This is a genomic window from Paenibacillus sp. FSL R5-0749 (assembly GCF_038595085.1).
In the GTDB taxonomy this organism is placed as follows: domain Bacteria; phylum Bacillota; class Bacilli; order Paenibacillales; family Paenibacillaceae; genus Paenibacillus.
On the sequence record NZ_CP152005.1, the window covers coordinates 1,934,387 to 1,957,699 of the forward strand.

At 46.9% G+C, this 23,313-nt stretch carries 16 protein-coding genes and 1 tRNA gene; 14 read left to right on the forward strand and 3 right to left on the reverse strand.

Annotated elements, in window-relative coordinates:
* Positions 1 to 34: 34 nt before the first annotated feature.
* Positions 35 to 1,015 (reverse strand): aldo/keto reductase, encoded by a 981-nt coding sequence (locus MKY85_RS08750; RefSeq protein WP_339240818.1) that lies wholly within the window; start codon positions 1,013 to 1,015, stop codon positions 35 to 37.
* Positions 1,016 to 1,249: 234 nt separating this feature from the next.
* Between MKY85_RS08750 and leuB the strand changes: the two genes are divergently transcribed.
* The 14 genes from leuB to MKY85_RS08820 all read left to right on the forward strand — a co-directional run bounded on the left by leuB (position 1,250) and on the right by MKY85_RS08820 (position 22,147).
* Positions 1,250 to 2,335, forward strand: a complete 1,086-nt coding sequence (gene leuB, locus MKY85_RS08755; RefSeq protein WP_339240821.1) for a 3-isopropylmalate dehydrogenase — start codon at positions 1,250 to 1,252, stop codon at positions 2,333 to 2,335.
* A 278-nt stretch (positions 2,336 to 2,613) separates the two neighbouring features.
* Positions 2,614 to 3,153, forward strand: a complete 540-nt coding sequence (locus tag MKY85_RS08760) for a peroxiredoxin (protein ID WP_091032840.1) — start codon at positions 2,614 to 2,616, stop codon at positions 3,151 to 3,153.
* A 357-nt stretch (positions 3,154 to 3,510) separates the two neighbouring features.
* Positions 3,511 to 3,921, forward strand: a complete 411-nt coding sequence (locus MKY85_RS08765; protein ID WP_342572396.1) for a hypothetical protein — start codon at positions 3,511 to 3,513, stop codon at positions 3,919 to 3,921.
* Between the two features lie 454 nt (positions 3,922 to 4,375).
* The gene (locus tag MKY85_RS08770) at positions 4,376 to 5,482 is read left to right on the forward strand and encodes a PAS domain-containing sensor histidine kinase (protein WP_150364819.1); all 1,107 of its coding nucleotides are present in this window, start codon (positions 4,376 to 4,378) and stop codon (positions 5,480 to 5,482) included.
* A gap of 121 nt (positions 5,483 to 5,603) precedes the next feature.
* Positions 5,604 to 6,569 carry a MoxR family ATPase gene (locus tag MKY85_RS08775; protein WP_342572397.1) on the forward strand — a complete coding sequence of 322 codons (966 nt, stop codon included), beginning with the start codon at positions 5,604 to 5,606 and terminating at the stop codon, positions 6,567 to 6,569.
* 4 nt (positions 6,570 to 6,573) lie between these two features.
* Entirely contained in the window at positions 6,574 to 7,689 is a 1,116-nt protein-coding gene (locus tag MKY85_RS08780) for a DUF58 domain-containing protein (RefSeq protein ID WP_342572398.1), read from the forward strand.
* Positions 7,686 to 8,999 carry a hypothetical protein gene (locus MKY85_RS08785; protein ID WP_342572399.1) on the forward strand — a complete coding sequence of 438 codons (1,314 nt, stop codon included), beginning with the start codon at positions 7,686 to 7,688 and terminating at the stop codon, positions 8,997 to 8,999. The genes MKY85_RS08780 and MKY85_RS08785 overlap by 4 nt, the downstream gene beginning before the upstream one ends.
* 83 nt (positions 9,000 to 9,082) lie before the next feature.
* Positions 9,083 to 10,039, forward strand: coding sequence for an aldolase catalytic domain-containing protein (locus MKY85_RS08790; protein ID WP_339198382.1), 957 nt, complete (start codon positions 9,083 to 9,085; stop codon positions 10,037 to 10,039).
* A 289-nt stretch (positions 10,040 to 10,328) separates the two neighbouring features.
* Entirely contained in the window at positions 10,329 to 12,455 is a 2,127-nt protein-coding gene (locus MKY85_RS08795; protein WP_339240827.1) for an EAL domain-containing protein, read from the forward strand.
* A 161-nt stretch (positions 12,456 to 12,616) separates the two neighbouring features.
* Positions 12,617 to 12,687: transfer RNA gene (locus MKY85_RS08800), tRNA-Gly, on the forward strand.
* Positions 12,688 to 13,204: 517 nt separating this feature from the next.
* Entirely contained in the window at positions 13,205 to 15,097 is a 1,893-nt protein-coding gene (abc-f, locus tag MKY85_RS08805; protein WP_342572400.1) for an ABC-F type ribosomal protection protein, read from the forward strand.
* Between the two features lie 597 nt (positions 15,098 to 15,694).
* Positions 15,695 to 16,729: a phenylalanine--tRNA ligase subunit alpha gene (gene pheS, locus MKY85_RS08810; RefSeq protein ID WP_047842255.1), complete on the forward strand. Its 1,035-nt coding sequence runs from the start codon at positions 15,695 to 15,697 to the stop codon at positions 16,727 to 16,729.
* 84 nt (positions 16,730 to 16,813) lie between these two features.
* Positions 16,814 to 19,267 (forward strand): phenylalanine--tRNA ligase subunit beta, encoded by a 2,454-nt coding sequence (gene pheT / locus MKY85_RS08815; RefSeq protein ID WP_339260017.1) that lies wholly within the window; start codon positions 16,814 to 16,816, stop codon positions 19,265 to 19,267.
* A 138-nt stretch (positions 19,268 to 19,405) separates the two neighbouring features.
* Positions 19,406 to 22,147 carry a hypothetical protein gene (locus MKY85_RS08820; RefSeq protein WP_342572401.1) on the forward strand — a complete coding sequence of 914 codons (2,742 nt, stop codon included), beginning with the start codon at positions 19,406 to 19,408 and terminating at the stop codon, positions 22,145 to 22,147.
* Between the two features lie 104 nt (positions 22,148 to 22,251).
* Here the strand turns inward: MKY85_RS08820 and MKY85_RS08825 are convergent, their stop codons facing one another.
* Both MKY85_RS08825 and MKY85_RS08830 read right to left on the reverse strand, forming a co-directional pair.
* Positions 22,252 to 22,641, reverse strand: coding sequence for a cytochrome C oxidase subunit II (locus MKY85_RS08825; RefSeq protein WP_342572402.1), 390 nt, complete (start codon positions 22,639 to 22,641; stop codon positions 22,252 to 22,254).
* 217 nt (positions 22,642 to 22,858) lie between these two features.
* Positions 22,859 to 23,218, reverse strand: a complete 360-nt coding sequence (locus MKY85_RS08830) for a phage holin family protein (protein ID WP_017689637.1) — start codon at positions 23,216 to 23,218, stop codon at positions 22,859 to 22,861.
* Positions 23,219 to 23,313 lie beyond the last annotated feature (95 nt).

Consider the following 23,313-nt stretch of genomic DNA (forward strand, 5'->3'; position numbering starts at 1 on the left):
GTGACCTCGTGCCTTACCATACGCTATCAAGTTATTACCACGCGTATGCATTAGGTGCATGTCCACCTGGACCTGGGAAAATCTCATCCAGACGTTTGAGCACGGCTTCATCCAAAGTTACATCCAGACATTTGAGTGCGGTCTCAAACTGCTCCAGTGTACGCGGTCCAATAATTGGAGCGGTTACTGCGGGATTGGCTGCAACCCATGCCAAAGCCACCGTATCCTGTGGTTCACCGAGATCACGACAGAGCGCTGCGAAGTCTTCAAGCTGAGTCTGTTGCTGCTCAATTCGTCCCGCGATGCCGCCACTGCGTGTTCCTTCCAGCTTCTGCAGAGCATTACGTCCCAGTAACCCACCATCAAGCGGACTCCATGGAATGACGCCGAGGCCCAGTTCTTTGGCAGCAGGCAGTACTTCCAACTCAGGTAAACGACAGTTGAGGCTATATTTGTGTTGTTCGGATACCAGGCCGAGGAAATGACGATTGTTGGCTTCGCTTTGAGCGATTGCAATCTGCCATGCAGCAAAGTTACTCGATCCTACATAACCGATTTTACCTTGATGAACGGCATTCTCAAATGCGCCCCACAGTTCATTCCATGATACGGCTGGGTCAACATGGTGCATCTGGTACAGCTCGATATGATCGGTCTGCAAGCGGCGGAGGGAACCCTCTAGATGCCGTCTGATTTTGTAGGCGGAGAGGCCAGCTTCGTTGTTGGGGCCATCTGTATCATCATGCATGGAGCCATAGACTTTGGTGGCCAGCACTACTTTTTCACGTCTGCCACCGCCTTGATTGAACCACCGTCCGATAATTTCTTCGGTAAGACCGGAATTTTCACCCCAACCGTAAATGTTAGCGGTATCAAAAAAGTTCACCCCTGCATCGAGTGCTGCGTCCATAATGCGGAAAGCTTCTTTTTCATCTGTAGCAGGCCCGAAATTCATGGTACCGAGACAGATTCGACTGACCTTGAGGCCTGATTTACCCAAATACGAATATTGCATGTTGCTTATCCCTCCTGCGTACCTGATTTGAATTCAGCTATATTTTACCCTACCGGGAGGGTCAGGAACAACTTGTGAAAGTTAATCTCTATCGGCTTATAGGTAAAATCTATTAAAGTCATAGATTGTATATCTTGGTCAAATGACCTTGGAATATGATACAAAAGAGAGAGTTAATATGAGACGTTACTTTATGAATAATTAATGAATGAAATATAAGGAGTGGACAACCCAATGGCAGACGTGAAAAAAATTGCAGTTATTGCAGGTGACGGAATCGGCCCTGAAGTCGTAGCTGAGGCTGAGAAAGTTCTTAAACGTACGGAGGAAGTATTCGGTTATCGTTTTGAGACAGAGCATGCCCTGTTTGGTGGAATCGCGATTGATGAGAAGGGTACACCTCTTCCAGAAGAAACACTGAGCGTGTGTAAAAGTGCAGATGCAGTCCTGCTTGGAGCGGTTGGCGGTCCAAAATGGGATAACAACAGCAAGGAGCTTCGCCCGGAAACAGGCCTGCTGGGTATTCGCAAAGCACTCGGATTGTTCTCCAACCTGCGTCCGGCTGTCGTATTTGATTGCTTGAAGGATGCCTCAACGTTGAAGCCGGAAGTACTTGAAGGTACAGATCTGATGGTGGTACGTGAATTGACAGGTGGTATCTACTTCGGTGAGAAGTTCAGACGTGAAAGTGCACAGGGTGAAGAGGCCGTAGATACTTGTGCATATAATGTAACAGAAGTGGAGCGAATCGTTCGTCAGGCATTCGAAATTGCGCAAGGACGTCGCAAGAAGCTGGCTTCTGTAGACAAAGCCAACGTATTGGAAACTTCCCGTCTCTGGCGTGAAGTTGTGAATCGGGTAGCACCGGATTATCCGGATGTTGAACTGGAGCATGTGTTGGTAGACAACTGTGCGATGCAATTGCTTCGTCGCCCAGCCAGCTTCGATGTTATTGTAACGGAAAACATGTTCGGAGATATCTTGAGTGATGAAGCAGCGATGCTGACGGGTTCCATCGGTATGCTTGCATCTGCATCACTGGGAGAAGGCAGCTTCGGACTCTATGAGCCGGTACACGGTTCTGCACCGGATATCGCAGGTCAAGGCCTCGCTAATCCGATTGCAACCATTCTCTCTTTGGCGTTGATGTTCCGCACAACCTTTGGTTATGCAGAAGGTGCGGATGCCATTGAAGCAGCTGTGTCGAATGTATTGAATGCAGGACACCGCACGAGTGATATTGCTGTAGACAAGAGCACAGCGATCAGCACGACCGAAATGGGCGATTTGATTGTAGCGGCTATTCAGAAACAGGCGTAATTATATTATCAAGAACATGGCAGCCCTTTGTTTCCAGTTATGGAATGTACAGAGGGCTGTTCCTTTATGATTTTTGGCACGAAAAATCCTTATTTATAATTATTATAAAAAAATAATGGTTATAATCTTGACTTTGGGAAGTCCGGATGATAACATTTTACTTGTACTTGTTATCAAGTATCAAATCATTTTAATTACAGGAAAGGCGTTCGCGTTTTTCTTGATGATGAGCAATCCATATGGATGCTTACATAATCCCAAAGGAGGAATTTTTAGTTATGGCAGAACGTTTGGTTGGTAGACCAGCACCGGATTTCGCAATGGAAACAGTATCGGGAGATGGACAAGATTTTGGTTCCGTTAAACTGTCCGATTATCGTGGCAAATGGCTTGTATTCTTCTTTTATCCTTTGGACTTCACATTTGTGTGTCCAACTGAAATTACAGCTTTGAGCGTTGCTTCTGAGCAATTCAAAGCTTTGGATACTGAAATCCTTGGCGTGAGCGTAGACTCCGTACACAGCCATAAAGCATGGATCAACACACCTGTAGATAGCAATGGTCTGGGTCAGTTGAACTTCCCGCTGGCTTCCGACATCACGAAGCAAGTGGCTAAAGATTACGGCGTTCTGATCGAAGAAGAAGGCGTAGCATTGCGCGGCCTGTTTATCATCGATCCAGAAGGCGAATTGAAATATCAAGTGGTTAACCACAACGATGTAGGCCGTAGTGTTGAAGAAACACTTCGCGTACTGCAAGCACTGCAATCCGGCGGATTGTGTGCAATGAACTGGAAACCAGGCGACAACAACCTGTAAGGCCAGGTTAACTTGAACGGTTTTTGTTCAAGCCCTCATCCCGTTAGGGATTGAGGGCTTTTTGCACCCTTTTGCCAGAAGTTATCACGAAGTTAATCAAAAGTGTTTGAACAAGCAGCTAAGCGTGTTAATAATATATTAGAAGAAAGTCTTCTTTTTATTTGTTGAAAGAGGAATTGATGGCCAGTAAGGCGAATAGGGTATGGAAACCCGGTAAATATTCCGGTGCTCTGCATTTATAATCTGTACATGAATGTGATACACTGATGGAACTATTCCTTTTCGGAAGTGCTGGAAGTGTACGGGATGCATTTTAACAAAAAAAGTCCCGGCACGTAATAAGGAGGGTGAACAAAAATGAGTTACTGTTGTGGGGCAAGTATGGTTGGAACGAAGGGCACGCTGAAGCATTACCGCACCCAGGTTCATAATGTTCCCCTGCTGTTTTGCCCGGTGTGTCATCGGGTTGAGGTGCATTATAAAGTGGAAAACGAATATGAAATTCTCGCCGAATATGCGCATGGAGACGGTGCATCCGAGATCGACTTTCAAGATTATGTTACAGAAGATGAGGATGCCATTTTCGAAAACTGTGTAAACCGTGAGAGCGAGGATGCCATGGTCATTGTGCAGCGCCAGATTGATATGGCTCTGGATTTGCTCAGGCTCGCCAAAGAAACCAAAGACGAGAAGTGGGAAAGTGAACTTAAACGTCGATTAGCTGTGATGAGTCAGCGCAGACTGAAAATTCAGCATAATAAGACCTGACTATAGATGAATTTGGATATATCACAAATTAAAGATATTAAAAACGAAGCTGATTTGCCTAAGGGGTGAAACGGCTTCGTTTTTGTGCTGTTGTTCTGGAACTAATTCGAGGTTTTTTTTAAAATAATTTCCATTCGACACTTTCTCCGATTGACTCTCTTCTATAAACTTGTCTATGATAAAAGCAGACTTGCAAAAGAGGCGGAGCAAAAAATGTTCGTGTTTGGGAATAGGAGAAGGTCGGAATGGAACAAACGTATATGATTTTCCGGATCGAGTGTTGGTTACCGGGAATAGACCAGCTTGAGTTCCGGACATGCCATCCATATTTTCGGCTCAGCCCCCCAACGAAAGGGCACCGGTAATGAAAAATAAAATCGGCCCTTCCTGTTTCTGTGATGATATGATGTCCGAATGGCAAGTTTATCATTTACGTGAAAAGGAGGAACCTGACATGATTAGTGAATTTCAGGATACAGTGCCTCAACCAACGGATGGATTCCCGCCTGTGCATCTGGATAACAACAAGTACGAGAATGTACTGGAACATCTGGATAGCGGTATTATGTTGTTTGACAGTCACGGTGTATTGACGTTTATTAACGTTCAGATGGCAAAGTTGTTGGAACTTCCGAGAAGTCTGTTGAGCGGCTGCACCCTGATGCAAATGCTGCATCATCCGCAGATGAGCCGATTCAAGAAAAAGAAAATTTTACGTATTTATCGGGAAACCATTTTTCATCGTAAGCGCTATCATGAGTTGATCGATGAATACGGCAGGCATTGGCTGGTTACTGTAACGTACGGTGATCAGATGGATGGCGACTTTTTGTTCAGCGTCAAAGATGTATCTGATTATAAACAAATCGAACAGACCGCTTATCAAAATGACAAACTTGCGATGCTGGGGCGGATTTCAGCATCTATTGCTCATGAAATTCGTAATCCGTTGACTGCAATCCGTGGGTTCATCCAACTGCTCAGGCCCCATTTGCTGCAGCTCGGCAAAGACGAGTACGCGCGAATCATACTGACGGAGATTGATCGGGCGAACGACATCATCTACGAATTTTTGAATTCTTCTAAACCATCGGCTCCACAGAAGACCGTGATGTCTGTCGACTCTTTACTCAAAGAGGTGGTCCTGCTGACAGAAAGCGAAGGTTTGATGAAGGGATGCGAGATCGTTCTGGATGAAGGGGATGCCCCGCTGAATGTGTCCATTGATGTCAAACAGATTAAGCAGGTTATTTTGAATATGGTGAAAAATGCAATGGATGCGATCGAGGAAGTCGGTGAAGAACATACCGGTCTAATTCGAATATCTACTGCCACGGAAAACAAGTTTGTGCAGATCTCCATCGCGGATAACGGTCATGGGATGGACCATAATACGCTTGTACGTCTGTTTGATCCATTCTTCACGACCAAGGAGAGCGGAACGGGACTTGGACTGTCAGTAAGTTACCGAATCATCAAGAACCATGGAGGTACCATCTCTGTGGATAGCAAAAAAGGCGAGGGTACGCGCTTTATGATTATGTTGCCTTTGGTATTTTGAGAAGTGCGGGGAGTCAAGGAGTCGGCCATCTGCCGACTCCTTTGTTTTATGTTGCCAATTAGGGTTATAGTTAGTAATGAATGCGAATACATAAGCTCCATAACGGAAGGATGAGATGCAGATGGAAATCCAAGGAATGGAACGAATGAATCAACAATTGATGGATCACGTGGGAAAAGTAATTGTGGGAAAAGAGCATACCATTGAGCTGGTGATGACAGCGATTATAGCGTCAGGACATGTACTGCTGGAGGATGTACCGGGTACCGGGAAAACGATGCTCGCCAAATCGGTGGCCTCTTCATTGGACTGCACCTTCCAACGGATACAGTTTACACCAGACTTGCTGCCCTCTGACTTAACAGGAATTCACTTTTTTAATCAAAAAGAAGGTGATTTTGAATTCAGACCGGGGCCCTTGTTTGCCAATCTTGTACTAGCCGATGAAATTAACCGGGCTACACCGCGTACGCAATCAAGCTTGCTGGAGTGCATGGAAGAACGCCAGATCAGTATCGACGGCTCAACGAGACAGCTGGAACGGCCATTTATCGTTATCGCCACCCAGAACCCCGTAGATAATCAGGGAACTTTTCCGCTACCTGAGGCTCAGATGGATCGTTTTATGATGAAAATTCGCATGGGTTATCCAAGCAGTGAAGAGAGTGTAGAAATCTTGAGACGTACGGTAGCCAGACGCTCTGTTGATGATCTCACGGCAGTGATCAGTCGTGAAGAACTTTTGAAGGCGCAGGATACGTATAAAACCGTGCAAATCAACGAAGATTTGCTACGATATATCATTCAGTTAACGGAAGCGACAAGGCAACATCCTGAGCTCTCACTTGGCGTAAGTCCACGCGGGGCTCAGGCATTACTTAAGGCAAGTCAGGCATGGGCTGCACTGCATGGCAGAGACTTTGTTTTGCCGGATGATATTAAAGTATTGGCGGAACCCGTGCTCGCCCACCGGCTTGTATTTCGTAACCGGGTCAGACAACAAGAGGGCTTGGCGGAGCGTATGATCCAGGAACTTCTGAATCAGACAGAAGTGCCAACGGAGAATCTCGCTACAAGCGGACGTTAAGCTTATGGCATTATTATGGCTTGTCCTTGTTGGAGGTATTGTTGTAGTCATACACGGTGTGTGGTTCGGGCGACCTGCATTGCGAAACCTCAAGTACAGTAGACAATTCAGCAAGATGCGTTGTTATGCTGGAGATGAACTTGAGATGGTGGAGACGATATCGAATGAGAAACGGGTCTCCGTACCGTGGCTCAGACTTGAATCGATGATGCCCGTGTCGTTTGTATTTCGTTCCGGCTCAGGTATGGATATTAGCCAAGGCGAAATCTATCAGAACCACAAGAGTATTTTTACGTTGAAACCGTTTACTCGTATTACGCGCAAGCATCCTTTTACATGTACTCAGCGTGGGATTTATCCATTAAATACAGCAACGATGACAGGTGGGGATCTCTTTGGCGTGTGGCGTTCCACCAAACCGATTCCTTTGCAAATGTCTATGGTCGTGTATCCTTCATTAGTGAATGCAGAGGATCTTCCTGCAATTTATCAGGTATGGCAGGGAGAAGTGGAAGTATCACGATGGATCGTTGAAGATCCTTTCTTGATTCTGGGTGTTCGGCCTTATGGCGCAGGTGACCCCATGAATCGCATTCACTGGAAAGCGAGTGCACGTACAGGTGAATTACAAGTCTACAAGCAGGGATGGACAGCTGATCCGCAATCCTGGATTATAGTCAATATTCAGGAATCTGCAGATATGTGGAGTGTTGTCACTCGACCCGAAAAGATTGAACGGGCACTCCGTTACGCTGCCACGGCTGCAGTGGATGCTATCGGTAGAGGGCTACCGGCAGGCTTCGCCCATAATGGTTATCATGTGGGTGGCGGCCGCGATACACTTCGGATTGAGCCAGATTATGGCACACCCCATCTGGAAAGATTATTGGAAGCTATGGCGGAGACAGAGCTGAAATGCATGGTACCCATGGAGCAATTCCTGAATGATGAAGTGCGGTTGAATGAAGAAGCACAACAAATCCGTAGCTATCTGCTGATTACATCCTATGTATCTGCCGCTATGGAGCATGAGATTGCACGTCTGCATGAACAAGGGCATCGTGTGACGATTCTCCCGGTAGAAGACGTAAAGGGGAATACGAAGGCGGTGAGTGCATGAGCAGCAGACAGGCAGCGGCGACCAAGGGACTCATAGCGATGTTTGCCGTCTTGATGGCTGGTATATACCTATTTCCGATATTTACACTCGCTTCATTCTATGCCATGGAACATTTGCCGTATATATTATTCATCCTGGTTGTTCTCGTGGGTTGGTTGGGACAATTCATTCAGCATAAAATTCCGGGTTTTAGCGAGAAAAGTACATTTATTCGTGGAGTAACGGCACTTTTCGTAGGATTTTTCTTCGGACTCGTTGTAGGAATGAGCCTCATTCTCCCGATGCCGGATATCATCACATTGATACTGTGTGGAGTCATCTCGGCTTATGCAGGTCTGACCTTCCAGCCAGTCTTTCATTCTGTATTGTTATGGCGTTTGCAGATTATGGGTGTAATCAGTGCGATTGTACTTATGATTGCTTCGAATTCATTGGAATTCATGCAGCCGATACGAACCTATACCCTATGGATCTATATTGCGGGAGTGATCAGCTTTGCCTTTTGGCTGGTTGGACGATATATGCTGCAACTGGACCAGGCAATGCTCAATGATGGCAAGAGAAGATTGGTTTTACGAGATTTTGCACGTGCGAATCATCAGCGGTTCATGTGGATGTTTATTGTCATCGTTGCGATCGGTGCTTTCCCAAGTCTCGCAGCATGGCTGGGACCGCTACGTGACCGCTTGCTCGCATGGATCAGGGGATGGTTTGGCCCGATATCCGGCGAGGAGCCACGATTGCCAATGGACACTCCCGATCAGCAGCTAAATCTCCCGAATGACTGGAGAGAGCCCCCATCCGAGCCCTCAGTCTTCTGGAACATTCTGGGGTGGGTAGTGATGTGTGCTGTAGCAGGAGCAATCCTGTGGCTGCTTCTGAGGTTGGGACGAAAAACGATAAACAGACTCATGGAACGATTCAAGGGAATGTTACAACCTGGTGAAAAGAAGGCAGAACCACGAACGGAGTATATCGATGTGAGTGAGACACTTGATGCGCCAGCAAAAGTTCGGAAGAATTGGTTTCGGAGAAAAGAAGTGGTACCTGCTCAGGAGACTGAACGTGTTCGGTATTACTATCGGACTTGGATCGATAGAGCTACTCATCGAGGAGTGGGAATACAGGGGACGCATACTCCGCTCGAGGCTGCACAGACCATTATTCAGAATGGTGTGAAGCTAGAAGAGGATGAGCTGTCTGCGAGACTGCCAGATGCGTATAACAGCGTGCGGTATGGAGGAAAGGTTCCAGATGCATCAGATATGGTTGAGATTGATCGAATCTGGAAATCTTATCGAAGTAAATAAGTCCGGAATCCCTTTACTTTTCTTGTCACGTTCAAGTATCATGAGAGGAATACACAAGTTGGTCAGAAAAGGAGCAGACATTAATGAAGACAAATCATTGCAAAATTGTAGATTGTACGATCCGTGATGGCGGATTGGTAAATAATTGGGACTTTAGCGTGGACTTTGTTCAACAGCTGTATGCTGGGTTGAATGAAGCTGGCGTTGATTATATGGAAATTGGATACAAAAACTCTCCGAAGTTACTGAAAGGTGCTGAGGAAGCAGGACCATGGCGTTTCCTGAATGATGATTTCTTGCGTAAAGTGATTCCTCAAAAAGGCAATACCAAACTGTCTGCACTGGTTGACGTTGGACGTGTGGACGAGAATGATATCTTGCCTCGCAGTGAGAGCATGCTGGATCTGATCCGGGTTGCCTGCTACAGCAAAGATGTAGATAAGGCGCTTGCGCTGGTTCAAACATTCCATGATCGTGGATATGAAACTACACTTAATATTATGGCACTCTCTAATGTTATGGAGAATGAGCTGCTCGAAGCATTTGAATTGATCAAAGAAAGTACTGTGGATGTTGTCTACATTGTCGATTCTTACGGTAGTCTGGATCATAATGATGTGAAATATCTGGTAGAGAAGTTCAAGACTCATTTGCCTAACAAACGTCTTGGTGTTCACACACATAATAATATGCAGCTTGCGTTTTCTAACACATTGGTTGCGGCGGAACTTGGCGTTGAGCTGCTTGATGCTTCTGTGTATGGTATGGGGCGTGCGGCAGGAAACTGTCCAACCGAATTGCTGGTAGCTCATCTGAAAGGAACTAAATACAATCTGCGTCCAGTACTTGGTGTATTGGAACAGTTGATGGTTCCACTGAGAGAAAAAGAAGAATGGGGTTACATTCTGCCTTACATGATTACAGGGGCGTTGGACGAGCACCCACGTTCAGCGATGGCGATTCGCTCATCGGAAGACAAGGATAAGGTCGTTGATTTCTATGATAAATTAACAACGCCAGAAGTGAATTTTGATAAGTAATATAGTCTGATATACAGTTGCAAATTAGGAAAACATGGACTCTAACTGGAGATCCATGTTTTTTTAGTTCTTAATGCCTTGTTTTTCTCTATATTTATGAATAAATATTCCTAGGAGTGACTATTTTTTAGTTCACGTATGCAGATTTAAATGTTATTATGTACCAGATAGCATGTGTATGCATGTGAATTGAACGTTGGTTAATATGTTTTTTGTCGAATCATGTAGTAAGCTGTTGAGTTTGGTTAATGTAATTCAGGATAGGTGACCCCGGGAAGGAAAACACGGCATGAAGGTTAATCTGCAAGATCAGAGAAAAATAATTTGGGTCGCTGTTTGCGGCTTATTGTGTTTCCTCGCAAGTCAATGGTTCCGTTCCTCTTCAAGCTCTGATCTGACCCTATCGGGTTACCCGGTTTTGACACTCTTGGGTGGATTCGCTGCGGCAGCGGCCTGTATCGGTATCTACAATCAAAGCTGGTTGTTTCGGACACAGAAGCTAACTCTTCGGAGAACATTATTGACAACACTCTTTTTATTGATTGGTCTGTTTGAACTGGTTCATATCGTTTCATTTGCAGAAGAGATTCCAAATGGAGCCATGATGGAATCAGAGTTCTCCTTAATGATGTCAACCATGGGATCTTTGGTGTGTTCAGTAGGTTTGCTGCTCGTATATACCCTAAATGAGAAAGAAATTGCATTACCACGAAGGTTCTTGCTCTTCAGTGGAACATTGGGTGCCTTTGTTATTTTGTACATATTGGCGATTCAGGAGTGGAGCATGTTGCCAAATATGCTTGATGGGGATGTGCTTGGTGGAATCTTCACCCGGGTTCATTTTATGGTCGGGTTGCTCTATGCCATTATTGCAGTTCTTTTGTTTGTACAATGGAAAAAATCCAAAGATGGTGATGTACCAACCATTCTATGCGGCATCTTATGTTTCTTTTTTGGAGAATGTTATTTTGTTTCAGCAACGGGGGTGAATGATCTCAATCTGCTGCTGGGGTTGCTGAGTAATTGTATGGCATATTTTTTCATTCAAAAAGGACTGTATACGTCCGTAGTGGACACACCTTTCCTGCAACAGCAGGTCGCGGAGGCCAAGATGAACTATATTGCTCATCATGACGATGTAACAGGACTTCCGAATCGTCGTCGGCTTTCACAACGATTGAAAATAATGATGGATGATGCCGTGGTCGAGGAACAGCTTGTTGGTGTACTGGTCCTGAATATTAACCGGTTCAAGACCATTAATGATTCGCTCGGACAGCAAGCAGCTAATCGTGTTTTGCGTCAGGTAGGTCAACGACTGAAACATTCGTCACTTCCAGGAGAAGAAGTCTTTGGGCTGGGAAGAGATGAGTTTGCGTTGACAATGACAGATTTCAGTTCAACCAATACGGCGTTGCGCCGGACAAGATCCATTCTTCAACTTTTTGAAAAGCCCGTTTTGGTTGATGGCAATGAGTATCACCTTACCCTTGGAATCGGTATGGCCATTTTCCCGCATGATGGTGAGTCGCCACAGGAGATCATTCAGAATGCGGATACGGCTCTGCACAGTGCCAAGGAACAAGGAATGGAACTGAATCGTTTTGCCCATGCGATGCAGATGAAGGCACAGGAGCGTTTGCAGCTTGAGAATGATCTGCGCAAGGCGTTGGATCGAGGTCAGTTCTACCTGGTCTACCAGCCGCAGGTTAATCTGCAAAGTGGTCTAATCGTGGGTATGGAAGCATTGGTTCGTTGGCAGCATCCGCAGCGAGGCTCGGTATCTCCGGCGGAATTTATTCCTCTGGCAGAAGAAAGTGGGCTCATTGTGCCTCTTGGCGAATGGGTGCTTCGTGAAGCGTGTGCACAGAACAAACAGTGGCAGGAAGCTGGTTATCGTAAGCTGTGTGTTTCGGTGAATCTGTCGATGAGACAATTCAGGCATTCCCATTTGTTGGACAATATCAATGGCATTCTCAAGGAGACAGGACTAGAGCCCGTATGGCTTGAACTGGAGATTACAGAGAGCATGACATTTGATAAAGACCGATCTTTCGAACAGTTGCGCAAAATCAAAGAAATTGGTGTGCACATCAGTATTGATGATTTTGGAACGGGATACAGCTCGTTGCACTATCTGAAGGATCTGCCGATTGATCGGCTCAAGATTGACCGTTCATTCGTGAATGAAGTCATGGAGGACAGCAATAACGCTGCGATTGTATCTACCATCACTTCAATGGCGCATCATTTACAATTGAAAGTGACTGCCGAGGGCGTGGAGAACGAAGACCAGATGATCTTTCTTCGCAATCAGCACTGTCATGAGGCTCAGGGTTATTTCTTTAGCAAACCGATTAAAGCCGCTGAATTTGAAAAGCAGTTTTTGAGAGATGTGGATAAGCCCACAGGATAGGGAACAGCGGGGGCGCAAGAGTGCTCCTGCTTTTTTAATGTTGATACGTAATGAAAAAAATGGATAACATGACTTGCATGCTATAAAAGATCATGGTATATTATTATTTGTAAAATCACTGTTAACTTCCTAAGGAACTTAACAATTAAATCTTCATTCATGCGGGTGTAGTTCAATGGTAGAACTTTAGCCTTCCAAGCTAATAGCGTGGGTTCGATTCCCATCACCCGCTTAACGAAGCAAAACCGAAGTCCTTGCGATGCAAGGGCTTTTTTTCTGTCATAAAAGAAACTTTTGAATAAAAGCAATCATCAGAAGACTGCATGTCATCAGATTGGTGAGTAATATGTATTCTTTCAGAATAATTTATAACCTTTGCTTTTTTACAATGATCTGGTACAATAACGGAGAAATTGATACTACACATGAATGAGAGGTAACCATACGTCCCATGAAGTAAAACACATGAATTGACCCCAGTTAACTGCAGACAGTTTTATGACGCAGTCAGCCAGAGCGGCTGAGCAATGAGGGGATTCGTGTGTCCAAATTCAGCTATGGGATCAGGTATGGAACAAGTAGACCTTGGAGGTTTACGTGTACCCTGTGTTTGGGGTTTCTTTGTTCATGCCGTAGCTTACCTTAGATCTGTCTTTGAATGCTTGATCCAACCCTGAATTGCCAAACCGCCGGCTGATGCCAGCGGTTTTTTTTGTTTAGCAAAAAGGATGCAGGAAGGATGAGGCCTCATGATGACATTGGTACGCTTACATGAAGTATCAAAAGAATGGAACGGCATTGAATTGTTTACAGGATTGAATTTGGAGATTAATGAGGGCGAGCGACTTGCCATTCTGGGTCGTAACGGATGCGGCAAGACGACGTTGTTACGAATCATTTTGGGAGAAGAGCACGGTGGTGGACGGATTGAACGGTATATTCCGCAGCAGGAATGGGGATTCATGCGCCAGCGCTCGGAGATAGAGACGGGCATGAATGTATTGGATGCGGTCCGGCGTGAGAGCGGTCAGATCTATGAAGTGAAACGGAGTTTAGAAGAACTGGAGCAACGTTTGAGCATTAGCACTGAAGCGGATGATGAGCTGCTTGCAGCCTATACGCAAGTGATGGAGCAATATGAACAGCTTAACGGCTACATGTGGGAGACTGAAGTAGAGAAGGTACTGACACGTCTTGGACTATCCGCAGAGCATTGGAACAGACCCTATCATTCTTTGAGCGGTGGACAAAAAACAAAGGCTCGCCTGGCAGGACTTCTTGTCAGCAAGCCCAAATTCCTGATCCTGGATGAACCGACGAATCATCTGGATGAGGGAAGCATGCGCTGGCTTGAAGAGTGGTTATCCTCATACGAAGGTACGCTGTTATTTGTATCTCACGATCGAACCTTTATTGATGAGGTAGCATCAGGAGTGATTGAATTCAGTGCAGATGCCCTAACCAAATACAAAGGAGGATACTCCGAATACAAGCTCCACAAAGAGCGTGAATTACGGGAACAGGAAACGATCTACCGCAGGCAGGAGCTGGAGCGTAAGGCGTTGGAAGAAACGATTCGAAACTACCAGGAATGGTTCCATAAAGCGCATAATTCAGCGACCGATGTGGAGGTGAAGATCACCCAGAGCTTCTACAAGGCCAAAGCCAACAAAAATATTTCACGTTACCATGCAAAACAAAAACAGCTGGAACGTTTGGAGCGGGAACGGGTGGATAAACCTCGTGAAGCTGCAAAGTTGAACATGGAATTGCAGATGAATCCACTGGCTGCACGACAGCTTGTTGCCTTGGATGAGGTGAGTTTTTCATATACAGGTAACGAGCCAGTGCTTCGTAACCTTCGAATCACCGTTGAACGCGGAGATCGGCTTGCCGTACGAGGTCCTAATGGAACGGGCAAGACAACACTGTTAAAGTTGATGATTGGTGAGCTGGAAGCGTCGCAGGGCAAGGTAACACGGCATCCACAGCTGAAAATCGGATACTTTTCACAGGAGCTGGAAGGGCTTCCCGAGAGTTTAACATTGCTGGATAGTTTGCTTACCCTCCCATCCATGACACAAAGTGCGGCACGTACCATTCTGGGATGTTTCCTGTTTTCAAGGGATGACGTGTTCAAGCGTATTGGGGATTTGAGCATGGGGGAAAAGTGCAGAGTGGCATTTCTGAGACTGTATTTTGGTGGAGCGAATCTGCTGGTGTTGGACGAACCGACGAACTATCTGGATATCGATACCCAGGAAGTCATGGAGAATGTATTAAAACAGGCTTCAGGTGCTTTGGTACTTGTATCTCATGACCGGATGCTGACGAAGACACTTGCGAATCGATTGTGCGATCTGGAAGCTGGGGGCACAGCAACCCTGTTTGAAGGAGGCGTGTCGGATTGGGAGCAGTCCAGCAAACTTCGGGAGCGTGCGCTGGAGACACGGGAATCCGATGACGAGCGGTTGCGATTGGAGATGCGCCTGTCGGAGTTGCTGTCTCCTGTGAGCACTGCTGGAAAAGACAGTCTGACACAGCCCGAGCATTCGAATGAGCGAGCAGTCGAGGCAGCTGAGATTCGCAAAATCCAGCAGCGTCTGAAACAATTGAAAGATAAGGGCGCAAGCATAAATTAGAACATGGACGGCTTGCTATTTCGATCTATTTTGCATATAATTATGAACGATCATCGATGATTACATCGATATAGGGTATGTGTTCAAAAAGAGCGGTTTTCAGTACCGAGAAGATGGGATGAAGATAGAAATGGAGTAGCGGAGCGTAGGAAAACTACGTGAGCAACGGACATTTCGGCTGAATCCGATATTCGACGCTGATGCCAAGAGGCATCATTCGTAATCAAAAGCGGACTTTTTGACAACCTCTAGAGGTTTGAAACTAACAAGTAAACGTGATGATGGAGACAAGTAAGCAGTGCCTCTGGACAGGGAGGAAGCGCCGTAGATTGAGAGCGTTTCTGTAGAACAAGGCTGCCGAAATTCACTCCGAAGCGGTTCCCTGAACTTGTCTGTGTGTAGACACAGAGGCAACAGTAGGGGCAAACGGTTAACGGTCGTTATTCCGTACAAAGTGAGACAGAACCAGTTGCAGGCCAGAAGGCCCGTGCAGCAATGGATGTCTAACAAGGGTGGTACCACGGTCTTTTCGTCCCTTCAGGGGAGAGAAGGCCTTTTTTTTGTTGCAAAAACACCACAAAAAGGGGGCAATTACACATGAAAGAACGTTTAGAGGCATTGAAGATCGAAGCGCTGGAGCAGTTGTCTGGTGTGAATGATCCACAGACGCTCAGTGATCTGCGTGTGAAGTATTTGGGGAAAAAGGGTGCATTAACTGAAATTTTGCGTGGTATGGGTGCGCTTAGTGCGGAGGAACGTCCGGTTATTGGTCAAGTAGCCAACGATGTTCGGGCTGCCATTGAGGAAGTCATCGACAGCAAGCAGGATCAGTTCCAGAAAGAAGAGACGGCGAAGCGTCTGCAATCCGAGAAAATTGATGTGACGCTGCCAGGACGTCGTGGACGTCAAGGCGGACTGCACCCACTGACGAAAGTGGTACAGGAGATCGAAGATATTTTCATCGGCATGGGATACCGCGTAGCGGAAGGTCCTGAAGTCGAGATGGATTATTACAACTTTGAAGCATTGAACTTGCCGAAGAATCACCCGGCGCGCGATATGCAGGATTCCTTCTATGTTACCGAAGACTTGTTGATGCGCACCCATACATCTCCGGTTCAAGTGCGTACCATGCAGAGCATGAAGGGTGAAGTGCCTGTCAAAGTCATCTGCCCAGGTAAAGTGTACCGCCGTGATGACGATGATGCGACGCACTCTTTCCAATTCAACCAGGTTGAAGGTTTGGTTATCAGCGAAAACATTCGTATGAGCGATCTGAAAGGAACCCTGCTGCAATTCGTGCGCGAAATGTTCGGTTCCCACACGGAGATTCGTCTGCGTCCAAGCTTCTTCCCGTTCACGGAGCCAAGTGCGGAAGTGGATGTAACCTGTGTACAATGTGGCGGCAGCGGCTGTCGGGTATGTAAGCAAACCGGCTGGCTCGAAATTTTGGGCGGCGGTATGGTTCACCCGAAAGTACTGGAAATGGGTGGTTATGATCCGGAGAAATACAGCGGTTTTGCATTCGGAATGGGCGTGGAACGTATCGCCATGCTGAAGTATGGTGTCGATGATATCCGTCACTTCTACAATAGTGATCTGACCTTCTTGAAGCAATTCGGAAGGCTGTAACTTAACAATACAATGGATCAACAAATATAGAGCAAGCGTTATGAACCGGGAATACCAATTTATAGATGAAGGAAGTGAACGTCCATGAGAGTATCGACAGATTGGCTGTCTGATTATATTTCCCTTGAAGGTGTGACGCCACAGGAATTGGCAGAGAAAATTACCCGTGCGGGTGTCGAGATTGATGTAGTGGAGAACCGCAACAAGGGCGTGAATAAAGTTGTTGTAGGTTATGTGAAGAGCAAGGAGAAACACCCGGATGCAGACAAACTGAATGTGTGTGTTATCGATGCCGGTCAGGAAGAAGATCTGCAGATCGTGTGTGGTGCGAAAAATGTGGATGCAGGTCAAAAGGTAGTCGTAGCTTTGGTTGGAGCGAAGCTCCCAGGTGGATTGGATATCAAAAAAGCCAAACTGCGCGGTGTGGTATCCCTTGGCATGATCTGTTCTGCGAAAGAGCTCGGCATGAACGATAAATTGCTGCCCAAAGATCAACAGGAAGGTATCCTTGTTCTACCGGAAACAACAGAGGTTGGCACGCCGATCAGTCAGGTTCTTGGTCTCGACGATCATGTACTGGAACTGGACCTGACACCGAACCGCTCCGACTGTCTCAGCATGCGTGGTGCAGCTTATGAAGTAGGTGCCATTCTGGGTCGTGAAGTGAAGTTGCCGAATCCCAAAGACCAACTGGTTGAAGTGGGTGATGCAGCTGCGAATCATATCTCTGTAGAGATTAAGGCACAGGAGCAATGCAGTCACTATGCGGCTCGTTATGTAACCGGCATTAAGCTGGGTGCTTCCCCGCTCTGGATGCAAAACCGTCTGATGGCTGCAGGTGTTCGTCCAATCAACAATATCGTTGATATCACGAACTATGTCATGCTGGAATATGGTCAACCGTTACATGCATTCGATGCGGATAAGCTGGAAAAAGGCCATATTGAAGTGCGTATGGCCAACGAAGGCGAAACGATCGTTACGCTTGATGGACAGGAGCGCAAGCTGGAGCCGCACATGTTGCTCATTACGGATGGCGTGAAACCTGTAGCCATCGCTGGGGTTATGGGTGGCGAGAATTCCGAGGTATCGGAAGGTACGGTGAATCTGCTCTTGGAGTCCGCCAAATTCGACGGCGGAACCGTTCGGAAAACGTCGCGCCAACTGGGGCTGCGTTCCGAAGCAAGCATGCGTTTTGAGAAGGAAGTAGACCCGGGTGCGGTGATTACGGCTTTGGATCGTGCGGCTGAACTGATTCAGCGTTATGCTGAGGGTGAAGTGCATCAGGGAATTGTGGAAGCTGGGGCAGAAGCGGCGGAGAAACGTGTCATTCAATTGTCGCTGAACAGGCTGAATCGTTATCTGGGAACAGATCTGTCTTTGCTTGAGGTGAAAACGATCTTCGCTCGCTTGCACTTTGCATGTGGTGATGCTGAGCAAGGACTGCTGGATGTGGAAGTGCCAACACGCAGAGGGGATATTACACTTGATGTAGACTTGTTCGAAGAGATTGCGCGCTTGTACGGATACGACAACATTCCAACCACATGGATTGAAGGACCGACAACTCCGGGGGCATATACACGCTCTCAAGCGATGCGCCGCACTATTCGTGGAGTGCTCTCAGGCAGTGGCTGGCAGGAAATGATCAGTTATTCCTTTGTGCACCCGGATAAAGCGACATTATTCCCGGCGTTGACACAAGGCAGTAAAGCCGTGAAACTCGCGATGCCGATGAGTGAAGACCGCAGTGTGCTTCGTACGAGTATTTTGCCGCAAATGCTGGATGCAGCGGTGTATAACATGAACCGTAAACAGGATTCACTGGCTGTATTCGAAGTGGGCAGCGTGTTCTTCACCGAAGAAGATCAGCTGACCAAGCAACCCCATGAGATCCCAGTACTGGGCTTGCTGCTCACCGGGAATCGTGCAAACCAGCAGTGGAATGTTGGAGCGGAGAAAGTAGATTTCTTCGACCTGAAAGGTGCACTTGAGCAACTGTTCGCTTATGTAGGCCTGGAACAACGCATTCGCTTGGTAGCGAACAGCCCCGAAGGCTTCCATCCGGGACGTTCTGCATCAGTTTATCTGGAAGGCAAGGATGGCGGAGAAGGCACATTGATCGGTACATTGGGTCAGTTGCATCCGGAACTGCAACAGCAGTATGATCTGAATGATGTATACATCGCAGAGATTGCACTTGAATCGATCTACAATGAAGCAGACGCTGACATTCGTTATCGTGAACTTCCGCGTTTCCCAGCCATGGAACGTGATATCGCGGTTGTTGTGAATGAGGATGTTGAAGCGGGAGATATGCTGCGCGCTATTCGTGAATCGGCGGGTGAGTTGTTACAAACTGTACAAGTATTCGATGTGTTCACTGGAAGTAAGCTGGGTGAAAACAAGAAGAGCGTGGCGATGGCACTGGTATACCGGAATCATGAACGTACACTGACCGATGAGGAAGTTACTGAAGTTCATGCCCGTGTAGTGGCTCGTCTGGAAGAGCAATTCGGAGCGGAATTGCGTAAATAGGACAGAAGAACATTTTTTGAACAAAGATTAGCAGGAATTGTTTGAAGTCACATCGAATCCTTAGCATTAGAGGATCGATGTGACTTTTTTGTGATTACAGCTTAGAATCAACATACAGACTTGAAGGAGGGCACAACTGTGACTACACCTGATCGTACACGCGTCACCGTAGAGATCTACGGGACTTCCTATAAACTGGTTGGCAGCAGTGCCGACTATATGAAACAAGTAGCTAACCTGGTAGATGAGCGTATGAGCGCGATCTCCAAGCAAAATTCCCGTCTGGATACTCCGCGTATTGCGGTGCTGGCGGCTGTACATATGGCTGAACAGTCTCTTCAGACACAGGAAATCCGGAATGAGCTGAAGATGCTTACTGGAGAACGTACAGAACTGAGAAACGAATTAAATCGATTGAACGCCATACAAAATGAACATCAACAAGAATTGGAACGGCGTGACCAGTCTCTAGCTGAATTGCAGAAGCTGAAGCTTGAAGCAGAGCAGGCGCTGCAAAAGGCTGAGACGGACAAGCAAGCAGAAATGGACAAGTTAAACGCACTGCTTGAGCAGGAACGTGCCCAGGCAACGGAGCGAGTGCAGAAATTGCAGGCCCAGGCAACGGCACAACTCAAGGAAGCAGAGGCCAAGGCGGCAACACAACTCAAGGAAGCAGAAGCGAAGGCAACGAGACAGCTGAAGGAAATGGAAGAAAAAGCGGCTAATCAGCTCAAAACTGCACAGGCACAGGCCGCTTCTCAGTTAAAAGAAGCTCAGAATCGTTCTGCCGCCGAATTGCAGCAGGTGCAGGCCAAAGCTGCGGCTCAATATAAGGAATTGCAGGATAAGGCTGCCGCTCAATTAAAAGCAGCCGAGAGTCGTGCCATTGCAGAACGTCAACAAATAGAAGCCGAAGCTGCACAACAGGTTCAGACAGCCAAGGAAGAAGCCGAGTCGGCCATTTTGTTAGAGTTGGAGCAAGCAGAGAATAACCTGAAAAAAGCTCAGGAAGAAGCGGCACTGCAATATAACGAACTTCAGCAACAGATGGAGCTTCGTCTCCAGCAGGTTGAAGAAAAAGCGCTGGAACAGACTCAGGCTCTGACGGATCAAGCGAATCAAGAGCGGGCTGCCTTGCAGGAACAAGCGGAGCAGAAGCGCCTGAACCAGATAAACCAATTAAATGCAGAGTTCAAAGCCTTATCCGAACAGTCGGAACTCGAATGGATGGAGAAAGAAGCAGCCCTTGAGGAACAATTGCAACAAGCCAAGGAAGCAGCAGCATCGCAGGCAACCGAAGCCGCTGCAGTGGCAGAGGCCTTGTTGCAAGATGAACGAAGCAAGCTCAAGCAGCAGCTTGAGGAACAACGTAAACAGGCGGAGACTCGACTGTTAGATGTCGAGGCGCAATTGGAAGAAGTAATGACCCAGCTCATCAGTGCGCAGGACACAGTTGCAGAGCAAGAACAGCAGCTCCAGCACGAGCGTGGTCAATTGGAAACGTTGCGTCATGAGCATGGAGTCCGTATACAGGAGCAGGAAGTTCAGAGTCGCCGAATTACGGAACTGGAACAACAACTGGAGCAGTTGAAAGAGGACCGGTCTCAGTTGCAGGAGCTTCTGCGTGAAACGGAGCAGGCTGCCCAGCAATCCCGTGATGCACAGCAACAATGGAAACAGAAGTATAATGAAACTGTAGAGAGAGAAACCTCTCTTACAGCGCAGCTGCGCAAACTTCAGGAGCAGCACGCACAGCTTGAACAGGAAGTCCAAAACCTTCGTGAGGCTGAAGTGAAGTCGGAAGAGGAGCAGCGCAGGTTGCATAAGGTGCTTGAACAGGCTCATGCCGCGGTGCGTACATTGCAGAATGAGATCGGCACACTTACGGAACGTGAGCAATCCTGGAAAGACCTTGCTGAACAGCGGTTGGCTGAGATCGGGGACCTGGAGAACCAGATTCTCGAAGTTGCTGAACAAAATGAAACATTGGAATCTGGTGTGCAATCCCTTCATGATGAATTGTCCGTAGTGAAGGAAGAGTCTCGTTTTAATCATGAAGAGGCTGTCCATTACCAGAAGGATGCTGAGCTCTTGGAAGAAAAACGCAAAGAGCTTGAAGTTGAGTTAAATGTTGTTCGGGAAGATCTGGACCGACTTCAAGATAATTATAAACAAATCCGTAACGATTACAGTGATGCATTACAACGGGAAGAGAGTTACAGTTCCAAAATTGATGAATTGAGTTCAGAGAAGCAAGAGATTGTGAGAGCACTTGAAGAAGCAAGACAGTCTTCAGCAAAACTTTCCGAGCGCTACTCCGAGCAAGAGAACCAACTGGCCCAGACCGAGGAAGAAGCGCTGGAGTGGCAGATCAAATACGAAGAACTGTCGGTCAAACAGGCTGAATTGGCATCCCGCCTAGAGCAGTTGACGAGACGTGAAGAAGAACTTCGCTCAAGCGTTGAACAAGCAGAGCAGAACGACCAAGTATGGAAACGCCGTGCGGATGAATGGGCGGCTCAGGAGCAATCCTGGCAGGAACGTTGGGCCGCGCTTGAGAATGAACTGACGGTTTGGAAGAGTGAGAGTGCTGCAAGTAGCGAGTTGCTGGAGGGACTGGAGCAAGAACGACAACAGCTGGACAAGTTACGTGCAGAAGCAACGCAAGAGAAAGAGATGATGGAAACCGAATTGCTTGAGATGGGAGAGCGTTACGAACTAGCAGCCAACCAATTACGTTTGTTACAGGTGGAACGCGAGATGGAGCAGGAGAAGGCAGAGCAACTGAACACGGAATATCGTCAGTTGCATGATGAATATAAGAAATTGCAGACGGAATATAACGAATGGATTGAATTGATTGAACAGGACCAGACCTAGCGGAATGAATGTAGCAGACCTGGCTCGTGGGCAACGTACTCTGGTACAATTTGTTATACTAAAGAAGGAGCTCCCGTCGCTGCGGGGGCTCCTTGTCTTGAAACCTATTCTTCAACAATAATTTTGGAGATCATGCTGCTGTGTCCTGAACCACAGAAGACAGAACAGGACATTTCAAACTCACCAACCTTGTCTGGGGTTATGACTTTGGAGCTATTTCTGGTATCCAGTTGAAGATTCAGCTCAGGCACAAGTATACCGTGATTTCCATTTACATTTTCATAAACAATCTTAACCGGAACGCCTTTTTTGAGTCGGTACTCAGGTTGATCGAATTCGTAGTTGCTTGCCTTGATGACCAGTTCTTCACTGGCTGTAACTTCAGCATCGGATCCATTACTTCCAGATTCTGCGGACTGCTTCGTCCCTCCGCATGCGGCGAGGACCAGAATTAACATACAGGCAGCAAGCCATGTTATGCCTTTCTTCATCATGTGCCTCCTTAAGCTTGATATGGATAAAATTTGAATGATTGCTCCAGTCATCATACCGCAATATGTGGATGCCTGTACACGCTGCGTATGTCGGTTTTTTGAAAATTGTGCTTCTATGTCATAGAGGGGTACTGCCCAAATGAAATAAACCTCTTCCGGCACGGAGCCTTCAGAGGTTTAAGCGAATATTCATTGGAACGTTAAGGTGAAATGTAGATTAACTTTTGGAGCTTCGTCCTGCATCAAAAGGGGTGGAAACCGGGATGAATAGATCGATAATCCCGATAACCAGCGCAGCGAGAATGGCACCGAGCAGGCTGACTTCAACATGATCTACAACATATTGACCAAGCCAAATCACCAGTGCGCTAACGATAAATCCGACAATACCGCGACCAAACGGGTTGACCCTTTTGCCGAAGATACCTTCAACAATCCAGCCGAGCAGGGCAATGACGAGAGCAAGCAGCAGGGCGCTCCAGAAGCCACCAACGGCGAATCCGGGAACGATCCAGCTAACCACCATTAATACTATTGCGGCGATGATAAATCGCACGACATGTCCCAGGAAATTCATGGTGTTTACCTCCTTTTATTTCGGATTGAACTGAGCAGGGCAACTCCAAGGGGATGGAGAGGTTGCACAATCCTGACACCTGTAGTTTGTGGTGC